The organism is Pseudomonas sp. WS 5010 (genome assembly GCF_012985565.1).
In the GTDB taxonomy this organism is placed as follows: domain Bacteria; phylum Pseudomonadota; class Gammaproteobacteria; order Pseudomonadales; family Pseudomonadaceae; genus Aquipseudomonas.
Map to the genome: position 1 here is coordinate 26,064 of NZ_JAAQWQ010000005.1, position 19,201 is coordinate 45,264.

22 protein-coding genes and 4 tRNA genes are annotated in these 19,201 nt (G+C 57.8%); 9 read left to right on the forward strand and 17 right to left on the reverse strand.

Annotated features, from left to right (window positions below; translation table 11 throughout):
* Nucleotides 1-70: 70 nt before the first annotated feature.
* The 6 genes from HBO11_RS16855 (at nucleotide 71) to mgtE (ending at nucleotide 3,983) form a co-directional block, all read left to right on the forward strand.
* Complete coding sequence (locus HBO11_RS16855; RefSeq protein WP_038442619.1) at nucleotides 71-1,312, forward strand: aspartate kinase; 1,242 nt, start codon at nucleotides 71-73, stop codon at nucleotides 1,310-1,312.
* A gap of 183 nt (nucleotides 1,313-1,495) precedes the next feature.
* Nucleotides 1,496-1,684: a carbon storage regulator CsrA gene (gene csrA / locus HBO11_RS16860; RefSeq protein ID WP_003178872.1), complete on the forward strand. Its 189-nt coding sequence runs from the start codon at nucleotides 1,496-1,498 to the stop codon at nucleotides 1,682-1,684.
* Between the two features lie 62 nt (nucleotides 1,685-1,746).
* Nucleotides 1,747-1,837, forward strand: a tRNA-Ser gene (locus HBO11_RS16865).
* A gap of 108 nt (nucleotides 1,838-1,945) precedes the next feature.
* Nucleotides 1,946-2,022 (forward strand) — tRNA-Arg (locus HBO11_RS16870).
* A gap of 72 nt (nucleotides 2,023-2,094) precedes the next feature.
* Nucleotides 2,095-2,171: transfer RNA gene (locus HBO11_RS16875), tRNA-Arg, on the forward strand.
* A 369-nt stretch (nucleotides 2,172-2,540) separates the two neighbouring features.
* Complete coding sequence (gene mgtE, locus HBO11_RS16880; RefSeq protein ID WP_169955164.1) at nucleotides 2,541-3,983, forward strand: magnesium transporter; 1,443 nt, start codon at nucleotides 2,541-2,543, stop codon at nucleotides 3,981-3,983.
* Between the two features lie 97 nt (nucleotides 3,984-4,080).
* Here the strand turns inward: mgtE and HBO11_RS16885 are convergent, their stop codons facing one another.
* The 3 genes from HBO11_RS16885 to HBO11_RS16895 all read right to left on the reverse strand — a co-directional run bounded on the left by HBO11_RS16885 (nucleotide 4,081) and on the right by HBO11_RS16895 (nucleotide 5,225).
* Nucleotides 4,081-4,407 carry an Arc family DNA-binding protein gene (locus HBO11_RS16885; protein WP_029294475.1) on the reverse strand — a complete coding sequence of 109 codons (327 nt, stop codon included), beginning with the start codon at nucleotides 4,405-4,407 and terminating at the stop codon, nucleotides 4,081-4,083.
* Between the two features lie 402 nt (nucleotides 4,408-4,809).
* Entirely contained in the window at nucleotides 4,810-4,989 is a 180-nt protein-coding gene (locus tag HBO11_RS16890) for a PA3371 family protein (protein WP_169955165.1), read from the reverse strand.
* 11 nt (nucleotides 4,990-5,000) lie between these two features.
* Nucleotides 5,001-5,225, reverse strand: coding sequence for a hypothetical protein (locus tag HBO11_RS16895; RefSeq protein ID WP_169955166.1), 225 nt, complete (start codon nucleotides 5,223-5,225; stop codon nucleotides 5,001-5,003).
* 320 nt (nucleotides 5,226-5,545) lie between these two features.
* On the opposite strand from HBO11_RS16895, the gene HBO11_RS16900 reads away from it, so the two are divergent.
* A tRNA-Arg gene (locus tag HBO11_RS16900) sits at nucleotides 5,546-5,622 on the forward strand.
* A gap of 182 nt (nucleotides 5,623-5,804) precedes the next feature.
* Here HBO11_RS16900 and HBO11_RS16905 read toward each other — a convergent pair.
* From HBO11_RS16905 to HBO11_RS16950, 10 genes are all read right to left on the reverse strand, one after another.
* On the reverse strand, nucleotides 5,805-6,068 hold the full coding sequence (locus HBO11_RS16905) for a hypothetical protein (RefSeq protein ID WP_170058930.1): 264 nt from the start codon (nucleotides 6,066-6,068) through the stop codon (nucleotides 5,805-5,807).
* Nucleotides 6,068-8,776, reverse strand: a complete 2,709-nt coding sequence (locus tag HBO11_RS16910) for a phage tail tape measure C-terminal domain-containing protein (protein WP_222936234.1) — start codon at nucleotides 8,774-8,776, stop codon at nucleotides 6,068-6,070. Before HBO11_RS16910 ends, HBO11_RS16905 begins: the two co-directional genes overlap by 1 nt.
* Before the next feature lie 175 nt (nucleotides 8,777-8,951).
* Nucleotides 8,952-10,082, reverse strand: a complete 1,131-nt coding sequence (locus tag HBO11_RS16915) for a phage major capsid protein (RefSeq protein WP_060772697.1) — start codon at nucleotides 10,080-10,082, stop codon at nucleotides 8,952-8,954.
* 259 nt (nucleotides 10,083-10,341) lie between these two features.
* The gene (locus HBO11_RS16920; RefSeq protein WP_157717963.1) at nucleotides 10,342-10,494 is read right to left on the reverse strand and encodes a hypothetical protein; all 153 of its coding nucleotides are present in this window, start codon (nucleotides 10,492-10,494) and stop codon (nucleotides 10,342-10,344) included.
* Nucleotides 10,494-10,775, reverse strand: a complete 282-nt coding sequence (locus HBO11_RS16925; protein ID WP_170058931.1) for a hypothetical protein — start codon at nucleotides 10,773-10,775, stop codon at nucleotides 10,494-10,496. The genes HBO11_RS16920 and HBO11_RS16925 overlap by 1 nt, the downstream gene beginning before the upstream one ends.
* Nucleotides 10,776-10,953: 178 nt before the next feature.
* Nucleotides 10,954-11,205, reverse strand: coding sequence for a hypothetical protein (locus HBO11_RS16930; protein ID WP_262381065.1), 252 nt, complete (start codon nucleotides 11,203-11,205; stop codon nucleotides 10,954-10,956).
* A 625-nt stretch (nucleotides 11,206-11,830) separates the two neighbouring features.
* Nucleotides 11,831-12,589 (reverse strand): hypothetical protein, encoded by a 759-nt coding sequence (locus HBO11_RS16935; protein ID WP_262381066.1) that lies wholly within the window; start codon nucleotides 12,587-12,589, stop codon nucleotides 11,831-11,833.
* 111 nt (nucleotides 12,590-12,700) lie between these two features.
* Nucleotides 12,701-13,000, reverse strand: coding sequence for a hypothetical protein (locus tag HBO11_RS16940; RefSeq protein WP_262381067.1), 300 nt, complete (start codon nucleotides 12,998-13,000; stop codon nucleotides 12,701-12,703).
* A gap of 44 nt (nucleotides 13,001-13,044) precedes the next feature.
* Nucleotides 13,045-13,257 carry a hypothetical protein gene (locus tag HBO11_RS16945; RefSeq protein WP_060772693.1) on the reverse strand — a complete coding sequence of 71 codons (213 nt, stop codon included), beginning with the start codon at nucleotides 13,255-13,257 and terminating at the stop codon, nucleotides 13,045-13,047.
* On the reverse strand, nucleotides 13,254-13,454 hold the full coding sequence (locus HBO11_RS16950) for a helix-turn-helix domain-containing protein (protein ID WP_170058934.1): 201 nt from the start codon (nucleotides 13,452-13,454) through the stop codon (nucleotides 13,254-13,256). The genes HBO11_RS16945 and HBO11_RS16950 overlap by 4 nt, the downstream gene beginning before the upstream one ends.
* A 194-nt stretch (nucleotides 13,455-13,648) precedes the next feature.
* Between HBO11_RS16950 and HBO11_RS16955 the strand changes: the two genes are divergently transcribed.
* The gene (locus HBO11_RS16955) at nucleotides 13,649-14,323 is read left to right on the forward strand and encodes a hypothetical protein (protein ID WP_346266877.1); all 675 of its coding nucleotides are present in this window, start codon (nucleotides 13,649-13,651) and stop codon (nucleotides 14,321-14,323) included.
* Here the strand turns inward: HBO11_RS16955 and HBO11_RS16960 are convergent.
* Nucleotides 14,292-15,506, reverse strand: coding sequence for a tyrosine-type recombinase/integrase (locus HBO11_RS16960; protein WP_170058935.1), 1,215 nt, complete (start codon nucleotides 15,504-15,506; stop codon nucleotides 14,292-14,294). The genes HBO11_RS16955 and HBO11_RS16960 overlap by 32 nt on opposite strands.
* A gap of 541 nt (nucleotides 15,507-16,047) precedes the next feature.
* Between HBO11_RS16960 and HBO11_RS16965 the strand changes: the two genes are divergently transcribed.
* Complete coding sequence (locus HBO11_RS16965) at nucleotides 16,048-17,427, forward strand: MFS transporter (protein ID WP_169955172.1); 1,380 nt, start codon at nucleotides 16,048-16,050, stop codon at nucleotides 17,425-17,427.
* Nucleotides 17,428-17,487: 60 nt separating this feature from the next.
* Here HBO11_RS16965 and HBO11_RS16970 read toward each other — a convergent pair whose 3' ends face one another.
* The 3 genes from HBO11_RS16970 to flgM form a co-directional block, all read right to left on the reverse strand.
* Nucleotides 17,488-18,237, reverse strand: a complete 750-nt coding sequence (locus HBO11_RS16970) for a flagellar brake protein (protein WP_169955173.1) — start codon at nucleotides 18,235-18,237, stop codon at nucleotides 17,488-17,490.
* A 95-nt stretch (nucleotides 18,238-18,332) separates the two neighbouring features.
* Nucleotides 18,333-18,800 carry a flagellar protein FlgN gene (locus tag HBO11_RS16975; protein WP_169955174.1) on the reverse strand — a complete coding sequence of 156 codons (468 nt, stop codon included), beginning with the start codon at nucleotides 18,798-18,800 and terminating at the stop codon, nucleotides 18,333-18,335.
* Nucleotides 18,801-18,848: 48 nt separating this feature from the next.
* On the reverse strand, nucleotides 18,849-19,166 hold the full coding sequence (flgM, locus tag HBO11_RS16980; protein WP_057960432.1) for a flagellar biosynthesis anti-sigma factor FlgM: 318 nt from the start codon (nucleotides 19,164-19,166) through the stop codon (nucleotides 18,849-18,851).
* Between the last annotated feature and the right edge of the window lie 35 nt (nucleotides 19,167-19,201).

Below are 19,201 nucleotides of genomic sequence, written 5' to 3' on the forward strand. Positions count from 1 at the left end.
TCATGGGCTCGCTTAGCTGCTGGAAGATTTGTTTATTGGGCGCCCCTTTACGGGCTGAGGCGGCTTAGAAATGGCTTTGATCGTACAGAAATTTGGAGGCACCTCGGTCGGCTCTGTCGAACGAATCGAGCAGGTCGCCGACAAGGTTAAGAAATTCCGCGATGCCGGCGACGACCTGGTGGTGGTGCTGTCGGCCATGAGCGGCGAGACCAATCGCCTGATCGACCTGGCCAAGCAAATCAGTGGTGATCAGGCTCCGCTGGCGCGTGAGCTGGATGTGATCGTGTCCACCGGTGAGCAGGTGACCATTGCTTTGTTGGCCATGGCGCTGAACAAGCGTGGCGTGCCGGCGGTGTCCTACACTGGCACCCAGGTACGGATCCTCACGGACAGCGCGCACACCAAGGCGCGCATCCTGCAGATCGACGACCAGAAGATTCGTGGTGACCTGAAGGCCGGTCGCGTGGTGGTTGTCGCCGGTTTCCAGGGCGTTGACGAGCACGGCAATATCACGACCCTGGGCCGTGGCGGTTCCGACACCACCGGCGTGGCGCTGGCGGCAGCCCTGAAGGCTGACGAATGCCAGATCTACACCGATGTGGACGGCGTCTACACCACTGACCCGCGCGTAGTGTCCGTGGCCCAGCGCCTGGACAAGATCACCTTCGAAGAGATGCTGGAAATGGCCAGCCTCGGGTCCAAGGTGTTGCAGATCCGTGCGGTGGAGTTTGCCGGCAAGTACAACGTACCGCTGCGCGTATTGCACAGCTTTAAAGAGGGTCCGGGCACCCTCATTACTATTGATGAAGAGGAATCCATGGAACAGCCGATCATTTCCGGCATCGCCTTTAACCGCGATGAAGCCAAGCTGACCATCCGTGGCGTGCCAGACACCCCGGGCGTGGCCTTCAAGATCCTTGGGCCGATCAGTGCGGCGAACATTGAAGTCGACATGATCGTGCAGAACGTTGCGCACGATAACACCACCGACTTCACCTTCACCGTGCACCGCAACGAGTACGATGCGGCCGAGCGTATCCTGCAGAACACTGCCCAGGAAATCGGGGCGCGTGAAGTGGTCGGCGACACCAAGATCGCCAAGGTGTCGATCGTTGGTGTGGGTATGCGCTCCCATGCGGGCGTTGCCAGCCGCATGTTCGAGTCCCTGGCCAAGGAAACCATCAATATCCAGATGATCTCCACATCGGAGATCAAGGTGTCGGTGGTGATTGAAGAGAAGTACCTGGAGCTGGCTGTGCGTGCACTGCACACCGCTTTCGAACTGGACGCGCCGGCCCGACAGGGCGAGTAACGCGTTGCCAGGAAGGCGCGGTTGATCCGCGCCTTTCTTTTTTGCCGGGTGATGGCCCAGGCCTGTTCTTTTGCCCGTGCTCGACAATACTTAGGCATGCAGGGCCATGGCCGATGGGTTATAGGCCCAAGGCCTTTTTTTGCAGACTGTTGTTCCCGAAATGAAATGCGTGAGGAGAAAGGTATGCTGATTCTGACTCGTCGATGCGCAGAAAGCCTGATTATTGGTGATGGCGAAATCACCGTGACCGTGCTCGGCGTCAAAGGCAATCAAGTGCGGATTGGGGTCAATGCCCCCAAAGAGGTGGCCGTCCACCGTGAGGAAATCTACCTGCGGATCAAGAAAGAGAAGGACGACGAACCAAGCCATTAATTTTTATCGTTTTTTATGTTTGCAAACGGGGATGAAGCTGGTTAATATACGCCCCGTGTTGCGGAGAGCTGGCCGAGTGGCCGAAGGCGCTCCCCTGCTAAGGGAGTACACCTCAAAAGGGTGTCGGGGGTTCGAATCCCCCGTTCTCCGCCATTATTTGCTTAGTACGTTGCAATCTGGTTTTTTCGCTAAGTTGTTGAAATTAAACGAAAAAATAGCTTTACATAGAGATTGAACGGCCTATAATGCGCGGCAACAAATGCACTCGTAGCTCAGCTGGATAGAGTACTCGGCTACGAACCGAGCGGTCACAGGTTCGAATCCTGTCGAGTGCACCATTTAAGAGTTAGTTGCAGCAATGCAGGTAACTTGGCTCCAACCAGTTGTGATCTGGTATAAAACCACAATCTGCACTCGTAGCTCAGCTGGATAGAGTACTCGGCTACGAACCGAGCGGTCACAGGTTCGAATCCTGTCGAGTGCACCATACAAACAAAAAGCCCGCCTAGTGCGGGCTTTTTGCCGTCTGGGGTTTTTACTTTCCCGGCGGCCTGCGTAGGAATAGTCTCGGCCACGCAGGTTTTTCTCTCGCCCATGTGTTTTCTTTTCTATGGCTGTCGTCGCAGTTTCATACGTGTGGCCAACACTCAGCTTTGTTGTGCAAGCGCTTGTTCTTTCCAGTTTTTTAACGTTTAAAGCGGGCGCACGGTGTATCATTGCGCCCGTCAGCCCCGCCGGGGCTTGTGGAATACCTCCATGGACTTACCCAGTAGTTACTCAGTACCCCGTTTTACCAATCATGAATTGACTGATTGATCCTTCCGGCGTGCCCCGCTGCTGGGAGTGGAGTTCGCCTATGACCGAAGTAGAAGTAAAGAAAACACAAGAAAGCCTGCAGGATCGCCTGGCTCAAGTCGTCGAGCTGCTGCAGCGCCAGCGTGTGGTCGAAGATCTGACCCATCGCCAGGAAGGTCCTCATCAAGACCGGGTCGAGAACCTGGTCCATCGGCAGAATCTCGTCGAATTGCAGCGCAAGCTCGATGACCTGCACTCTGCCGACGTTGCCTACATCCTTGAAGCCCTGCCGCTGGACGACCGTCTGACGCTTTGGCAGTTGGTCAAGGCTGATCGCGATGGCGACATCCTCCTCGAAGTATCCGACTCGGTGCGTGAGACCCTGATCGCCGACATGGACGATCACGAGCTCCTGGCTGCGGCCAAGGAGATGGACGCCGACGAACTGGCCGACCTCGCCCCTGAGCTGCCCCGTGATGTTGTCCATGAGCTGATGGAGACCCTCGACGGTCAGCAGCGTGAGCGCGTGCGCTCCGCGTTGTCCTATGACGAGGAGCAAGTCGGCGCATTGATGGACTTCGAGATGGTGACTATCCGTGAGGATGTCAGCCTGGAAGTGGTCTTGCGCTACCTGCGGCGCCTCAAGGAACTGCCGGGGCACACCGACAAGCTGTTTGTGGTCGACTACGAGGGCATCCTCAAGGGCGTGCTGCCGATCAAGCGCCTGCTGGTCAACGACCCGGACAAACAAGTGGCCGAGGTCATGGCCAGCGATCCGGTGAGCTTTCATCCCGATGAAGACGCCTACGATGCCGCCCAGGCATTCGAGCGTTATGACTTGATTTCGGCCCCGGTGGTCGACAAGAACGGCAAGCTGATCGGCCGTTTGACCATCGATGAGATGGTCGACCTGATCCGTGAGGAAAGCGAAAACGAAGTCCTCAACATGGCGGGTCTGCGTGAAGAGGAAGATATTTTTGCGTCAGTCTGGCGATCCCTGAGCAACCGTTGGGCTTGGCTGGCGGTCAACCTGATTACTGCGTTCATTGCCTCGCGGGTGATCGGCCTGTTTGAAGGCTCTATCGAGAAGCTGGTGGCGTTGGCGGCGCTGATGCCGATCGTGGCCGGTATTGGTGGTAACTCGGGTAACCAGACCATCACCATGATCGTGCGGGCAATGGCCCTGGACCAGGTGAGCACGGGTAATACCTCGCGCCTGATGCGCAAGGAATTGGCGGTGGGCCTGATCAATGGCTTGGTGTGGGGGGGCGTTATTGGGGTGGTGGCCTATCTGCTGTATGGCAGCTGGTCCCTGGGCGTGGTCATGACTGCGGCCATGACCCTCAACCTGCTACTGGCGGCCTTGATGGGGGTGTTGATCCCCATGACCCTTGCGCGCCTTGGGCGCGATCCGGCGATGGGCGCCAGTGTGATGATCACGGCCATGACTGACAGTGGTGGCTTCTTCATCTTCCTGGGCTTGGCGACGATCTTCCTGCTTTGAACCCAATAGGGGCCGGCAAGCCGGCTCCTGCATCCAAAGTAAAAAAAACACGCAAAAAAAAGCCAGCGCAAGGCTGGCTTCAGCTTTCAGTTGCCGGTTATTCGGCTTCTGCGGCTGCCTCAACGTCATGGGCAATCAGCGACACAAGCGCATTTTGCTGACGGTGGGACAGTTGGCGAAACCGCTGTAGCAGCTCGCGTTCGTGCAGTGACAGCTCCGGGCTGTCCATACGCATGCTCAGCTCATCACCCAGAGCGCCTTCCTGAATAAGGCTTTGCTCCATGCGCGCGATGATTTCAGAGTTCATGCTGCGGTGATGATTGCGAGCCACCTCGGCAATGCGTTCCCGCATTCCGTCTGGCAGACGTACGACGAACTTGTCAGCCGTACGGCTGGAATAAATTGCCTGTTTCAATGGGCGCATATATTTAACCGGTTAGTTCAGGGGAGCGGTTTTTGGAATTGGCCGCAACATGTGTGTTAGGACAAGGTTTGCGGACAAATGTTCAACCTGAATTGCAAAGAGGCCGCATCATGCCTCAGATTTGCCGGTTCCTTGGCGTCAATTCTGTGACAAATATTGAACTGACTACAGGCTTTATGCCAGTACTCATTATCAAATTTGCGGACTGGTTAGAAAACTTTTCTGCGCAGTATTCGCAGCGCAGGCTCTCGATGCCCGAGGGTCTTGCGGCGCACATCCTATAGCAATGTGGCCTTTTGCCCTTATTTTTAAGACTAGTGGCAAATGGCCGATTTGCGCGCCCAGGCGACATAAGGTCGGGCGACAGGTGAGGTGAGGAGGGCGGGGGGGTGAATCGGTTGTTCAGCGCAGAACCGGGTCGAACTTGAAGCGACGCCCGACAATTGCGGCAATCACCCACGCGCTGGCGAACACGGCGCAGGCGCCTAGGGAAAGGGTGTGCCAATCATTCGACGTGGCGCTGAGCCCCATGACGCCGGTGATGAGGGTCAGAATGAAAAACAGCCAGGTGGTCTTGGTCATGATCGGCTCGCTTAGAAAATCCAGTGCTCAGAAGTGCCGGCGGCCTGCGCGCCTTGTGCCAACTGAACAGAGGGTTGCCCATTGGCTGTCATCACTGCCAGTTGCGCGCGTTGCTGGGTCTGGTGGCTGCCTGTGTGGCTGATCTGCGCTGCATCGCTATCGCCACTGGTCTGGAACTGGAACATCACCAGTACCGCCAGGGCCAGGGCATTCAGAAGCAGGAGGGTGCTGTTCATGGGTGTTTCCCCGTGTTCATGTGCAGGACAGATTGTTAAGGGTAAAGAGTGCAGTCATCGTGCCAGCTGCTATTTTGATAAAAATCCTTAAAAAACAGTATGTTAGATTGATCTCAAAAGTATGGCTCGTTGCAAGATGCAATGATGGCCTTTCGTGCTAGTGCATTTTGCACGATGGGTCTTGGCAGCCCTGTAGGCAGGAGGTGGGCGCGTTAACGGCTTACGCCTAAAAAGCTTGCGGACGACATGACAAAACTCACCTTGGCCGTTAACATGCACGCCGTCTGTCGCGACGCCATTTGGCCTTGCGCCTGTCATAAGTCCCAGTAGCTCAATTGGATAGAGCATCCCCCTCCTAAGGGGAAGGTTGGCCGTTCGAACCGGCCCTGGGACACCATATAAATCAAGGGTTTCGCCGGGTTTACCTACCAGATCCGGTCTGTCGTACCAGCAGCGTACCAGCACCAGCACAAAGAAAGGCCCCGCACTGACAGAACAGGCGGGGCCTTTTTAATTCTGTCCGGCTGACAAATTTGAATTCCGCGCCACGTTTTCGTGATTCGCAAAACGTGGCGCGGATTACTTCACCGCCAGCAGCGGCGCCGGGATATCCTCCGCCCACTGGCCCATCTCTGCCTCATACCTCCGTATCCGAAACAGCAGATCGGTATCTGCCGGGCCTTCGTGCAGCACCACGGCGGTGACGCGGGCCAGGATGCGAGTCATCTCCGCGTTTCGCTCCCGCATTTGCTTACCAGTGCCCGTACAAAGCTGGCCTGATAGGGTCTTGCTGATCTGTGCCGCCAGTGCCTTGGCAAGCTCGCCTCTCATGTCCTGATCCATCAACCACGCCTCCACAACAGTCCGCCCTGGCCCATCTCGCGCTGTATTCCCTGGCGCACCTTGCTTTCGACCATATCGGCGATCACAGAGCCCGTCATTTGGGTGTCTTCCTTCGTCGCCCCGGGTTGGGCCTGGACGTTGACCACGACAGGGATGCTGACCGAAGTTGACCCGCCCGAACCCTGGGCCGCGCCAATCATTGCCGGTCTGCCGTCGCTGCTGGCCTCCAGGCTCCCCGGGCCGATCTGCGCATAGGGCTGGGCATTGTTCAGGCCGTTATCGATCCTGGATAGCATGGCGTCGAGCTTGGCGCTGGTCTGGGCAGTCGTCACGCGCTCGCCCTCTTGCAGGAACCAGGTGCCGTCCTTGGGTACCGAGTCGATACCATCGTGGGCCATGCCCGCCAGCGCAGTCATACCCACCGCCGAGGCAAGCGGCCCGGTGACAGCCATTGCAGTGGCCATTGCCGCTGGAGCTGCTGCCGGGCCAATGATGGGAATGCCGGCAGTAGCGGCGTAGGCATTTAGCCCCGCTGTCAGGGACATGGCCTGAGCGTTCGCGCCGAGGGTGCCGGCGGCGCTGGCCTGGGTGGTCTTGCCCACCAGCAGTTGCACGCCCTGGTAGATCAGCCACTGGGCGGCCATGTCACTGAGTGCGTTGAGCATCGACTTGGCGAAGTTGCCCACCATATCGCCAAAGGCGTCTCCCGCGTCCTCGGCGCCGCTGGCAACGTCCGAGAAGAACGTGCCAAGCCCGCTGGTTGCACCGCCCAGCGCGGTGTTGGTGAGGTCTGCGGCCTGCGTCGAGTAATCCCGCGCCGCATCGGCGTAGTTCGCCCAGGCTTCGTTCACCCCGTTCATCCAGTTGACCTGGGCCTCATCGACCATCGCGTAATACTGGTGCTGGTAGCCAATGCGCTCATCGAGGGCGGCCTTGAGAATCGCCGTCTGTTTCTTGGCCATCTCTTCGCTGATGTTGTTGGCCTGGACCTGCTCGTTGAGGTTGGCCACGTCCGCCGCGTATTTCTGTTGCAGTGCCAGGTCGGCGCGCATCCGGTCGCGGGCCTTGTCGCCCATACCGATCCCGGACAGCTCTTGGTTGAAACCGTCCTTGATCGTCTGGGTGCCAACGTCCTGGGCGCTCTTGAAAGCCGACAGCTTGAGGGCGTCCTCATTGGCTTTCTGAATCTCTTTGAGCTTGTCCAGCTCGGCGGCCATCCCCATGAGCTCTTTTTTGCGTGCTTCGCTCAGGTTGCCGAGTTTCCCCTCCTGCAGCTCAAACGACAGCTTCATGACCTCGGTGGCGTCTTTCTGCTTGTCGCCCGTGGTGTTGATCAGTGCAATCTGACGCTTATAGCCTTCCTCAGTCGTCTTGAATGCGTTGTCCAGCGTCTTCTGTGCTGCCTCGGCGGCTTTATCCGGGCCGTTCTTGCCGAGTAGGCCGGTGATGCTGGTGGTCGGCAGTGTGGTCGCCGGCGTCTCTGGAGTGTCCGACTTGCCGTCATCCCACCCCATTTGCTTGGTGTAGCGCTTGTACTGATCCAGCTTCGCCTCGGCGTCACGCTGGGCGGCCTTCCAGTCCTTGTTCAGCAGCGCGTCACCAATGTACAGCGACGGGTCGGTAGCAAACTTGCCCATTGGTCCAGAGGCGTTGTTGTACGCGGCCAGGTTGTCGACCAGCTCCTGTTGCTTGGCAACGCCGGCCAGGTGGCGGTCCTTGTCGGATCCGAACGCCGAAGCCTTGAGCACCTGGTACTGGTTGATCAGGCTCTGTACATCCGCCGGCAGGCGGGCTATGCCCTGGGCGGCGGCCCCCGTTATCTTGAGCACCATTGCCGCCAGGTCGGTCATGCCCTGCTGAAACTCGGGGTCGGTGACGATGGCGTGTAGCGAGTCCATCGAGTCTTGCAACGGGCTGATATCAACGCTGGCCAGGCCCGCGGCAAACTCGTTTTTAAGGCCCCTGGCTTGGTCTTCCATGTCCTTCAACAGGTCATAGGTCTTGGTCAGCGCATCGATCTGCTTCTGATCCATCGCAATGCCGTAGTCGCCGGCCTGCTTGGCCAGCTTGCGGAACCCTTCGGCGTTGTTGTCCAGCAGTGGCAGCATCCGCGACAGATCGTTGCCGAGGCTCTCCAGGATGTTGATCTTTTCCGCCTGGGTGCCGACGCTCTCCAATCCCTTGGCGATAGCCAGCAGTTGCTGGTCTGGCGTGAGCTGGGCCAGGGCCTTGGCCGACAGGCCCAGCTTGTTCAGCGCGTCCACCGCCTCGCCGCCGTTGGTGATCAGCACGTCCCCGATCTTGTCTCCAATGTCCTTGAAGATATCGGCCATGTTGTCGCCGGATAGGCCCGCACGCTCGGCGGCGTACTGCCATTCCTGGAGTGATCGAGTGTTCATGCCCAGCGACTTGGCCCAGCGCTGCGTCTCCGCTGTGGCTTCTGCTGTCTGCTTGAGCATTGCAAGGGAGGCGGCACCGGCAGCGGCGGCACCAGTTACTAGGCTGGCGACCGCTGTACCCGCGATCTTGCCCGCCTGCTCCGCCGATATGCCCATTCTGTTAAAGGCGCGATCAACCACACCCAGGTTGCCATCAATCTTCTTGCTTGCGCCGGCGACTGCGCTATCTGCGCGGTTCAGTTCCATGCGTAGCTGTTGTGTCGTCGCTTCAATGCGAACCAGCATTCCCTGGATGTCAGTATCTGCCATCGCTATTTACCGCCGAAAAAAAGGTTTCAATTCTGGCTTTATGCGTAAAGAGGGTCGAGGGCGGTCCTACTTGGACGATTCCCTGACTTTCGACCTCCCCCCTGGCACTCGTCTCCGATCCAACAAAAAGCCCCGGCTGATTGCTCGGCTCGGGGCTTGTCGGTTTGCCTTCCTGTTACGCCGCCTTGACCTTCAGCAGCTTGATGCACTGGCTGTTCACCACGTCACCGCCGACACGTTCAGTCGTGTAGAAGTTGACGTAAGGCTTGCTGGTGTACGGATCACGCAACAGCCGGCGAGCAGTGCGGCGGACGATGTAGTAACCGCGCATGAAGTTACCGAACAGGACAGGGTAAGCACCTGGGGAGATGTCCGGGGCGTTCTCGTCGATCTCCACTCGGTAGCCCAGCAGTGTGTCAGGGTCGCCTTCGGTCACGGCATCACGCCAGATGTATCGCCCGTCAGCATCCTTGATCTTGCTCAGCACCAGGGCGGTGGTGTCGTTCATGATCCAGGCGGCACCAGTGCGGTACTTGGCACGCAGTGATGCTTTCAGGTTCTTCAGATCGTCGAAGGTGATGGCGGCGGCACCGGTCTCCACGAACTGGAGGCTGCCGAATGCGCGCTCACTGTCTGGCTCGGCAGTGATGGTCTTGGACAGGATGCCTTTGGGCTTGTTGACGCCGTTGCCAGTGAACAGGGCGGTGGCCAACTGATCAGAGAACTCCTCGCCCACCTCAGTGGTGATGAACCCCTCGGCGTCGAACATGGCGTCATCGATCATGCCCTGGGTCAGCTTGGGGTTGGCATACAACTCACCCACATGAATCTCAATGCTTGCCAGCTTAGGCGTACCGGTCTCTGGACGTTCATCGGTCTCACCAACCCAGCCCGAGGTGGTGCCGCGCAGGTTGGTGATCTTCTTGTAGCTTGGGCCGGTGGTGGTCACGGTGCGGGCCAGGCGCAAGATGGCCGATGCTTCCAGCTCCAGGGTCTCGACTTCACGGTCGAGGTATTCAGGTACGGCAAAGCCACCATCAGGGTCGGAACCGACAGACATGGACTTACCTTGCAGCTCGATAAGCCCACTGTCGTCGCCGCTTTTGATGTACTCCCCCAAGGCAGCCTTACCCTTGGCGTCGGTGGCGTTGGCGCCCCCACCGCTCGGGCGCTTGTGCGCAAGCGCCATACCCTCAACCTCTTTTTCGATGAGGTCGAGGCGGTCGGTGTTTTTCTCTTTGAAGTCGTCGAACTTCTTGCCCAGCGCTTCGGCGACTTCTTGTACGTCTTTGACTTCAACAGCCATGGTTGTATCCCTTTTCGAAATTAGTGGGTGCTTGACGTACCGGTGCTGGTGTTGGCATCTCGCCGCCAGCGGGCCGGTGATTCGCGACCTCTCGCCGCTGCACATCCGTCGAAAAGGGGTTTAGGCCACAACGTCTCGCTGACACCCCAGTGGCCTGGATCGATTGTTCTTCGGCGACTCGAACCAATGTCGTTATTCCTAGGCTTGCTGCGTGCTGGTAATCACCCGGTGCGGGCCAGCAAACAGCTTTCGGACGGCCTTAGCGCCCTGCATTCCCTCCCGCACCACCGTTGTTTTCAATCGCCTTGTAAGCCCCGGCAAGGCGCTTGGCCTCGCTCAAGCTGAACCCCCTGGAGCGCAAAAACTTCTCGTAGTCGCGCACCGATTTGATGGCCTCACGGGGGCTGCTCATTACTGGTTTTCCGGGAGTTGTTTGGAGTCGGGGGCATTTGCCCGGATGGTGGCGCGGATCTGTTCGCCAGGGTCGGTAGCATCGCCAACCCAACCGCTCACAGATTGCGGGCGTTCGGCTTTCAGCAAGTCATCAAGGCGAGCCAGGCCAAGGATTGCAGCCATGGCCAGGATGTCGCCGCCGTCAGCAGCGTCACGGATCGTTTTCAGATAGGCACGTTGGTCGGCTTTGGATGGCATCAGGTTTTTGCCTTCACGCCCTGCGGTCAGTTTGTCTTTCATGGGTTTGGATTCCTTCGTCGGTGTGTGCATCAAAGCACACCGATCCAGAGAGGGCAATATTAAATTATCGAGTAATTATCGCTAAATCTCCGCTCATTATCTCGGTCACCGGAGAGGCGGGCGATCCACTCCTGAACTTTTAATTACGCGGGCGTGTGAAAAAGGCCAAGGGGACGGTCTAGCTCTCAGAGTCCCCCGAGTTTTGATCCTCCCCCTGGGTGGCAGGGCCGGCGGGCAGTCCCATCTCTCGGGCGATGGTGTCCGCCGGCACGCCGCGATCCAGGGCGCGCTGCGCATCACGCACCATGGCCCTGGTCGCCTGCTCCTCAAGCCTACTGGCCATGATCGAAGCCTTGCGGGCGATCTTTACGGCAAGGTCGGTCGGGAATGCCGGTCTGTGGGTGTATGGGTAGCTGTTTCGCATATTCATAAAAACTCCGATGAGCATTGTTCAGCCCCCATTGGGGGTTTGGGTCTTCCACCAATGGTGGGAGTTAATTTCCTCAACTTGAGGAGATTGGTCAGGGGTGCGATTTCAAATCCGACCTCTGGGACTTCCTCAAATTGAGGGAGTTAACTTCCTGCGCCGAAGGGTGTTACCCCAGCGGGGGATGATCCCGATCTGAGCCATCTGGATCTCGAATCCATGTGGAGGTTTGTTCCGACGAATTTCGTCGACACAGCCAAAAAGACGTTTCGCGTTCTTTTGAGCGCGTCCGAATTTCGGACGCACTACACTTTTCGGGTAGTGGGGTACTACGAAACTTTCGTAGTGATCGACTTGCCCGCGTTTCAAATCTGACCAAGCTGGGGTGTCCTCAAAACTGAGGAGACCCCTTCCGGATCTCAAATCCAGAAGTGCCCAGGACGGGGTAGCACTTCACGACCCCATCACCCGGGCCTTTCCGATCTAGATACGGGAAAATCCCGTATTACCTGACCCGCCATTTCGACGGGGTAGATACCCGGATTTACGGGTATCTAGATGCCCTGAGTTTTCAGGAGATGTCCCCAAAAGTGGGGGCGTCTCAGATGCAACGGGTTTTCGTGACATCTCAGGTCGAGCTGTACGCCTCAAGCCACTCATCGACACTTTGATCTTGAGGAGGCTTATGGGTATCTATAGGGGTGTAAGGAAAGGTCTTGTAACCTTCCTCCCTTATTACCTTGTTTCCGTAGTTTGAAGCGCCCGTAGTTGAAATCGGCTGTAACCCTTGTGGCTCGTGGTCTGTAGGCATTTCCTTGTCCGGAACTTTTGTCCGGGAGTTGTCCGGCGCTTGTCCGGAAATTGTCCGGATGTTGTCCGGGAAAACGGCTGCTCTGAATTGCTCTGCAGTCAGACTTACAGGCACCAGGCTGCCGACTTTGAAACGGTCATCAGTTGCTGATCCAGTGACCAGGACGCTACGCAGCTTCCCCATGTAATCGTGCATTGCCGCCAGCCGCCGAGGAAAAGGCAGGCCGGTCGCAATCCAGAACTTGTAAAAGCTGCTGCGCTTGCCGATGCGGAATTGCCCCTTTGGTAGCAGGGCGCCAGCCTTTGCCGTAGCGGTGTTCCGCTGACGTGTCAGGTCGGCGTTGAACACGGCATAGACAGATTGGCCGGACAGCATCGAGACAAACTGAAGTGTGATTCCAGAACTTCGGGTTTTTCCGTAGTGCCCAGTCGAATAGCCGACGTACTCGAAAGCATCCAGGCCCACCGACATAAGCACTTCACGGCAAATTCTGGCCCGGTTGGTACTGATCCACTCCGGCGGTACGGGCTTGCCGCTCGCCGGTTGAATGGCGAGCTGCCCAAGCTCAATGCTCATCGTGTCTCCACGGCTCAGTAGTTTTGTGGCTAGGCATTCCATTCAGCGGCTCACAGTCAGGCGCAAAGGGGGTAGCGTTTCGTTACCCCCTTGCTTGAGGTCAGAGGATTGTCAGGCTGCGCGCTGCGTGCCACACTCTGTCCCGACATTGCTTTCCCGGTGATCGTCACGACCCTGGCGGCGCGCCAACGCTGCCTGGGCCAACTTCTCTTCCTCGGCTTCCTCCTTATCGACTTTCTCATTCAGCCACTCGCTGCGTGAGCACAGCTCGCCGGCCACGATCTTCAGGCCCATCATCAAGCCATCCATTCGAAACTCATTGAGGAACTCTGGCTCATCGGCGTGTTTTGCCATCCAGTTTTCCTGGAACAGGTCGCTGAGGACTTTTGCGAATATGCCTGCGCTGTTCATCAGATCGGCGTCACCTCTCGCGACGGCTCTTGCAATGTTTCTGTTCATGCTGGATTACCCTCGAAAAATTGGATTACCTGCTCAGCGCTCAGATCGAAGCGCTGACCTGCTTTGACGAAACACGTCTCCGCGTCTACAACCTGAAACCCGCCACCACCGTTCACCGGCAGCCGTTTGGTAGAGCGGACGGCAATGCAGCCGTGCCGCACTGCCACCTCACGGGCTTGCGCCTCAAGGGCGCGATCCTGCTTGCTCATCGGGCACCTTCTTTCGCCATTCTGTTGATCCAGCACTCCAATTCTTTGACGAGAATCAGGCGGCGCTTGCCGAGCTTGAACGCCTTCAATTCGCCGGCGGCGATGGCGGTGTAGATGCCGGATCGGGTGTGACCGGTCATGTTTGCAGCGGTTTCGGGGCCTACGGAAAGCGGCGCCACTGTTTGGGATTGGGTCATGGGTTTTCTCCGCCTGGCTGGTGATTGATTTGTCCAGGCAAAGCGACTTTAAAACGCAATTTGATAGCGTGCAAGCAAAAGCTGCACAAAACCGGACGATTGACAGCGTTTGCGTTCGCGTAGAGTATTTGCGGAAATCTAGGAGGAGTGTGTCAGTGGCTAGGCCAAGAAAAACAACCGATCAGAGCTCCACGGTGAGCGTTTCGCTTCGGGTAGATCCGGCTATAAAATATGCGATCGATATTGCGGCTCGCATACAAAAGCGCACAGTCACAGGTGTGGTTGAGTGGTCTGTCGAGAAGTCATTGGCAGAGGTTCATATGCCTACTGACTTCATGGTGGCCGGCCGGAGCGCCCCCGAACTTCCAAAGCCAGAAAGCGTAATTGAGGCGGTTAAGGATAGGTTGTGGTCACCAGATGATGCGATTCGCCTTGTTCGGCTGGCGTTTGAGTTCCCCAGCCTCCTAACATTTGAAGAAAGCCTGTTGTGGGAATCTCTCCGCTTGTCTCCTCCATTTTGGCGGTTCACTCCTCTGGTTGTAGTCGATGCCAGTCCGTGGAAAAACGCACGCCTTGAAGTGATCACTAAATATTGGCCAGAACTCACGCGGCGAGTTAGCGAATCAGGAAAAATAGTGCAAGTGACCTGGGAGGATGTTGGGCTTCCAACTCCCAAGGAGCTTGAAGAGCGCAAGGCGCAGGCGATTGAGGAGGGCGGTTACTATCAGGATGTTGAGCGGGAGAATGAATCCCTTCGTAATGAAAATCAGGCGTTAAGGGCTCTCACTGACAGCTTGAAAACCATACTGATGAAAATAGACCCTAAGACTGCGAAGTTCAAAGAAGAAGATCTACAGCCGCCGCTTTAACGTCAGGCGCCAAGTGGGCATAGCGTAGCGTCATCTTGATGTCGGTGTGCCCCAGCAGGTCCCGGACGGTGTTGAGCGGAACCCCAGCCATCACCAGGCGTGAAGCGAAGTCGTGACGCATGTCATGCCAGCGGAAGCCCTTGATGCACGCCTCTTTCAGTAGCTTGAGCCAAGCGCTTTTAACGTCCTCCATCCGGCTGCCCTCCAGGCCAGGGAATACAAAGGCTGTTTCTCCGATTTGATCTTTCCATGCCTTCAACGTGTTGAAGGTTTCGGCGTTCATCGGTATATGGCGAGTTTCGGAAGTCTTCGCTGTGTCACCGCCCACGGTGATTGTCTTGTTATGGAAGTTGACCATTGACCAAGTAAGGCCGAACAGTTCGCCACGCCTCATTCCAGTATTGAGCGATACCAAAACCATTGGCTTTAAGTGGTCGGTGAATGCAAGTTCTTTCAGGTCCGAGAAAAGGACTCTATTGCGATCGGTGCGCCATTTGTTTGCACTGTCGCGCTCAAGGCAGGCGCGATGTTCCCGGACTTCAAGGGCGTTTCTCAAGTTGCGGGTTTCATCTTTCGACAAGTAACGCACCTGGCCCTTGGTGTCGACTTTCAGCGGCTTGATCTTATCCAGGGGTGAGGAGGGTAGGTACTCCCAGTCAACCGCCCGGGAGAGCACGCCGCTTATGGTGCCCATCTTGCGATTGACGGTCGAGGGCTTGTTGCCGGCGGTGAGCCAGGCGGTGCGCAGCGACTCCAGATCGCGGCCGGTGATGGCGTCCAGGCGCTGGCTCATGATCGATTCGAAATTGTTATCCAGGGTGTGCAATGTTTTTGCATACCCCTTGTTATGCGCCTTGAACCAGGGCAAATAGGTATCGTCTACGAACTCGCGCAGGCTGGGGGTGGATGAACCCCGTCTATCGCGGGTGACCGCCAGGGGCTCGCCATGCTCATGAGCGTCCGCGAGGTATCGGGCAGCCTCGGTTCTTGCCTGGGCGAGCGTGAGGGTGCCGACACGGCCCAGAGAGCGCTCCCGGTTGCGCGCCCACGAAACCATGTAGGCCATATGGCCGGTTGGCTGTACCCTGATGAAGAAACCAGGCTGATCGGTATCGAACACCCGATAGTGCTTTTCCTCAGGCTTGAGGCTGTTGATTAGCTTCTGGGTGATCTTGGCTTTCATGTCCGTACCAGCAATGTACCAGCAGAAAGCACAATATCAGCCAGAACAGCCGGACACAACCATACGCTAAGTCCTTGATTTAACTGGTAAGTGTATGATTTGTAAGTGGTATTTTTGACCCTCCTAAGGGGAAGGTTGGCCGTTCGAACCGGCCCTGGGACACCATTTGCAGTCTCGCCTCCACCCTGGCCGAGACGCTGAAAAACCCCGATCAGATTTTGCTGGCGGGTTTTTTTTATGGGCGGCTGTTTTCTTGGCCGCTTGGCCAGTGCCTTTGGGCTGGCTGGCGAGATATATTGTTAAAACCTTGTACCTCGCCCCCGGTCTGGATGCGTCTGACACGTAGCTGAACAGCGAAGGAACTGTTGGGTGCCAAGTTCATCGAAGGCTGCATGCTTCGGTGATCCCGAGGTTGTGCCGCTTGCTGGATCAAAATGCCCCTGGGTGCCTGTGTAGTTGGGTGCCTGGGCTTAACGACGCTTCGCCCTCAGGCTAGTGCGAATTGCCTGACACCCACTGCAAGGAGCCGCTCGGAACGCCGATGCGCCAGATCTGGAAATCTTTTCGAGCCCTTTATTTCGCCTCCTTGATGATGCTGATCGGCTCCGGCCTGCTCAGTACTTACCTGGCCTTGCGCCTGGCGGCGGATAACGTCGACAGCCTATGGGTCGGTGCGCTGATGGCGGCCAACTATTTTGGCCTGGTGCTGGGTGGCAAGATCGGGCATCGCCTGATCGCCCGCGTTGGTCATATTCGGGCCTATGCCACCTGTGCCGGGATTGTCGGTGCGGCGGTGCTGGGCCATGGCCTGGTGGACTGGCTGCCGGCCTGGATCGTGCTACGGATAATCGTCGGCCTCGGCATGATGTGCCAGTACATGGTGATCGAGAGCTGGCTCAACGAGCAGGCGGATGCCAAGCAGCGTGGCGTGGTGTTCAGCGGCTATATGATCGCGTCGTACCTGGGCCTGGTGCTGGGCCAACTGATTCTGGTCATGCACCCCCAATTGGGGCTTGAGTTGCTGATGCTGGTGGCGCTGTGTTTTGCCCTGTGCCTGGTGCCGGTCGCCATGACCCGGCGTATTCACCCCGCGCCCTTGCATCCGGCGCCGATGGAGCCGCGCTTTTTTATCAAGCGTGTGCCGCAGTCTTTGAGTACGGTGCTGGGGGCGGGCCTGATCGTCGGGTCCTTCTACGGCCTGGCGCCGCTGTACGCGGCCCAACAGGGCTTGAGCACCGAACAGGTCGGCCTGTTCATGGGTAGCTGCATTTTTGCCGGCCTGTTGGTGCAGTGGCCGCTGGGCTGGCTGTCCGATCGCTATGACCGCGCCTTGTTGATTCGCTGTTTCGCCCTGTGCCTGGCGGTGGCGGCATTGCCGCTGGCGATCATGACCCAGGTGCCGCTGGAAGTGCTGTTTATCGCCGGGTTCCTGTGTTCGTTGGTGCAGTTCTGCCTCTATCCGCTGGCCGTGGCATTTTCCAATGACCATGTCGAAGGTGATCGCCGAGTGTCGCTCACCGCGATGTTGCTGGTGACCTACGGGGTGGGCGCGAGTATCGGGCCGTTGCTGGCCGGCGTGGTGATGAAGCTGTTTGGCAACCAGATGCTCTATGCCTTCTTCAGCCTGTGCGCATTGATCCTGGTCTGGCGTATTCGCCCCAAGGCTGTGACCAACCTGCATCAGGTGGACGACGCGCCGTTGCACCACGTGGCCATGCCCGACAGCATGTCCAGTTCGCCATTGGTGGCAGCCCTCGACCCGCGGGTGGATGAGCAGGTGGTCCAGGACCAGATGCAAACCGCCGCGCCAGAGCCTGCGCCCGACGCAGAGCCGGAGATGGAGCCGCAGCCCGAGCCCGAGCCGCCGGAGCATCCTGACCCGGATGAACACCCGCATGACCTGAGCCGGGCCCGTCCCTGAAACAAAAAACGGGCAGTTCCCAAAGGAGCTGCCCGTTTTTTTGTGCCTGTGGTTTGGCGCTTACATGTCGTCGTCTTTATCGAACCGTCGCGCCTCGCGCTGCAGTTGGTAGACAAACCGCTCAACCTGGCGCTGCACCAGGCCGCTCATGTTGTGAAAGCGCACACCGGCAAAGGTGGTGTTGATCCTTTCTTCGAAGTGCAGGTAGCGCAGCTCCACCGCCGTGGTCATGCTGCCGAAGGGCAGGGCGGCGATAAAACGGTCGTAGACCTGGCCTAGTTGCAGGCGCTCGGAGATATCACCTTCAAAGCGCAGCTTGCAGCCGGTGGCGGAGATATCCAGCAGCTTGCCACTGATAGGCGCCTTGAGTTTCTCGCCACCCAGTTCGATATTCACCAGTTGCGCCAGTTTCAATGCCGCGCGAAAGGCATTGCGGCGCTGATGGTAGACCACTTCTTCTGGCAGGCTGCCTTTATAGATGCGGTGGCCGTCCTTTGCACCGATGGTCAGCGGGCCATTGCTGTCCCAGGCCACGCGCACGCCTTCGTGAAAGCCTTCGATACGAAATGCTTCGCCATTCTCCAGATAGCGTTCACCTTCGGGCGGGATCATTTCGTCCAGGCTCAGGGTCTTGCTGTCCTTGTCGACATCCACCAGGTAGCTTTGGAAGCGCTGGTTGCGTTCGTGGAAGGTGATGATCAGCGGGTCGTGGCTCTCTTGCAGCAGCCGCAGGGTGCTGGCAATTTCCAGAGGGGTGGTGAGGACCTTGGGGGGCTGCGGAGCATCTTCCGCGCTAAGGGTGTTGAACACGGTTCTTCCATCTCCAGACAAAATACGACTACACGCAAGAACCGGCATTTTGCCAGCATGTGGCACGCCTTGATAGGGCGCGCAATAAACCGGCGTCAGGCTTGGCTGAGGGTGCTGGGCTTGACCAGCCGTGAGGTGGAGCCCTGGGCGTTATACAGTGCTGGAGGTTCGCCGCCATGGAGGATGCGCAGCTGGTTGGCGGTGGTGGCTTGCTGCAGTTGGATCGACTGGCCATTGAGCACATTGGCTTGCTGGCAGTTGATCAACAACTCATTGAGCGCTGCGCTCTTGGCCAGCAACTGGTCGCCGACCGACGAGTGGCTGGCCAACTGCTCCAGGCCGCTGTGATCAGCGGGCAGGCCCAGGCTGAGCAGGATCTGGCTGCGTTTCTGGCCGTGTTGTTCAAGCAGGATGATCAACGATTGCTTGCGTGCCAGTATATCTTCCAGCAGGCGCATATCGCGGCCGCACAGGGCCACGAATTCGTCTTGAAGCAGCTCCAGCAGGTGTTGCGCGGGAGCCAGGTCTTCAGTGATCAGGTGCAGCAAATTTTCGTCGTGCATGGCTGGCCTTGGGTTTTAAGCGTCCAAAAGCCTGGCGCAGGCCTTGGCCTAGCGCTCGGCTTTGATGATTTTGCCGGCTAAACGGTCGTTGTCGATCTGATAGCTGCCATCGGCAATCGCCTGTTTCAACTCGGCCACGCGGGCTTTATTGACAACTGGCTGATCGCGCAGCGAGTCCGTGATCTTCTGCAACTGTTGAGCCTCGTTGCTCAAATGCACCGATTCGCCACTTTGGGTCGAAGCGGTTTGTTCTGCCTTGGCGGGCAGTGCCGGGGCCTTGGCTTCAACGCTGTCCTTGGCCGCGTTGGTACGCGTGCCGCCGGGCGTTGCCTGGGCGCTGTTCAATCGGCTGAAATCAATGACCATGTTAAAAAACCTCTGGGTATTTGGACGCTTGCCAT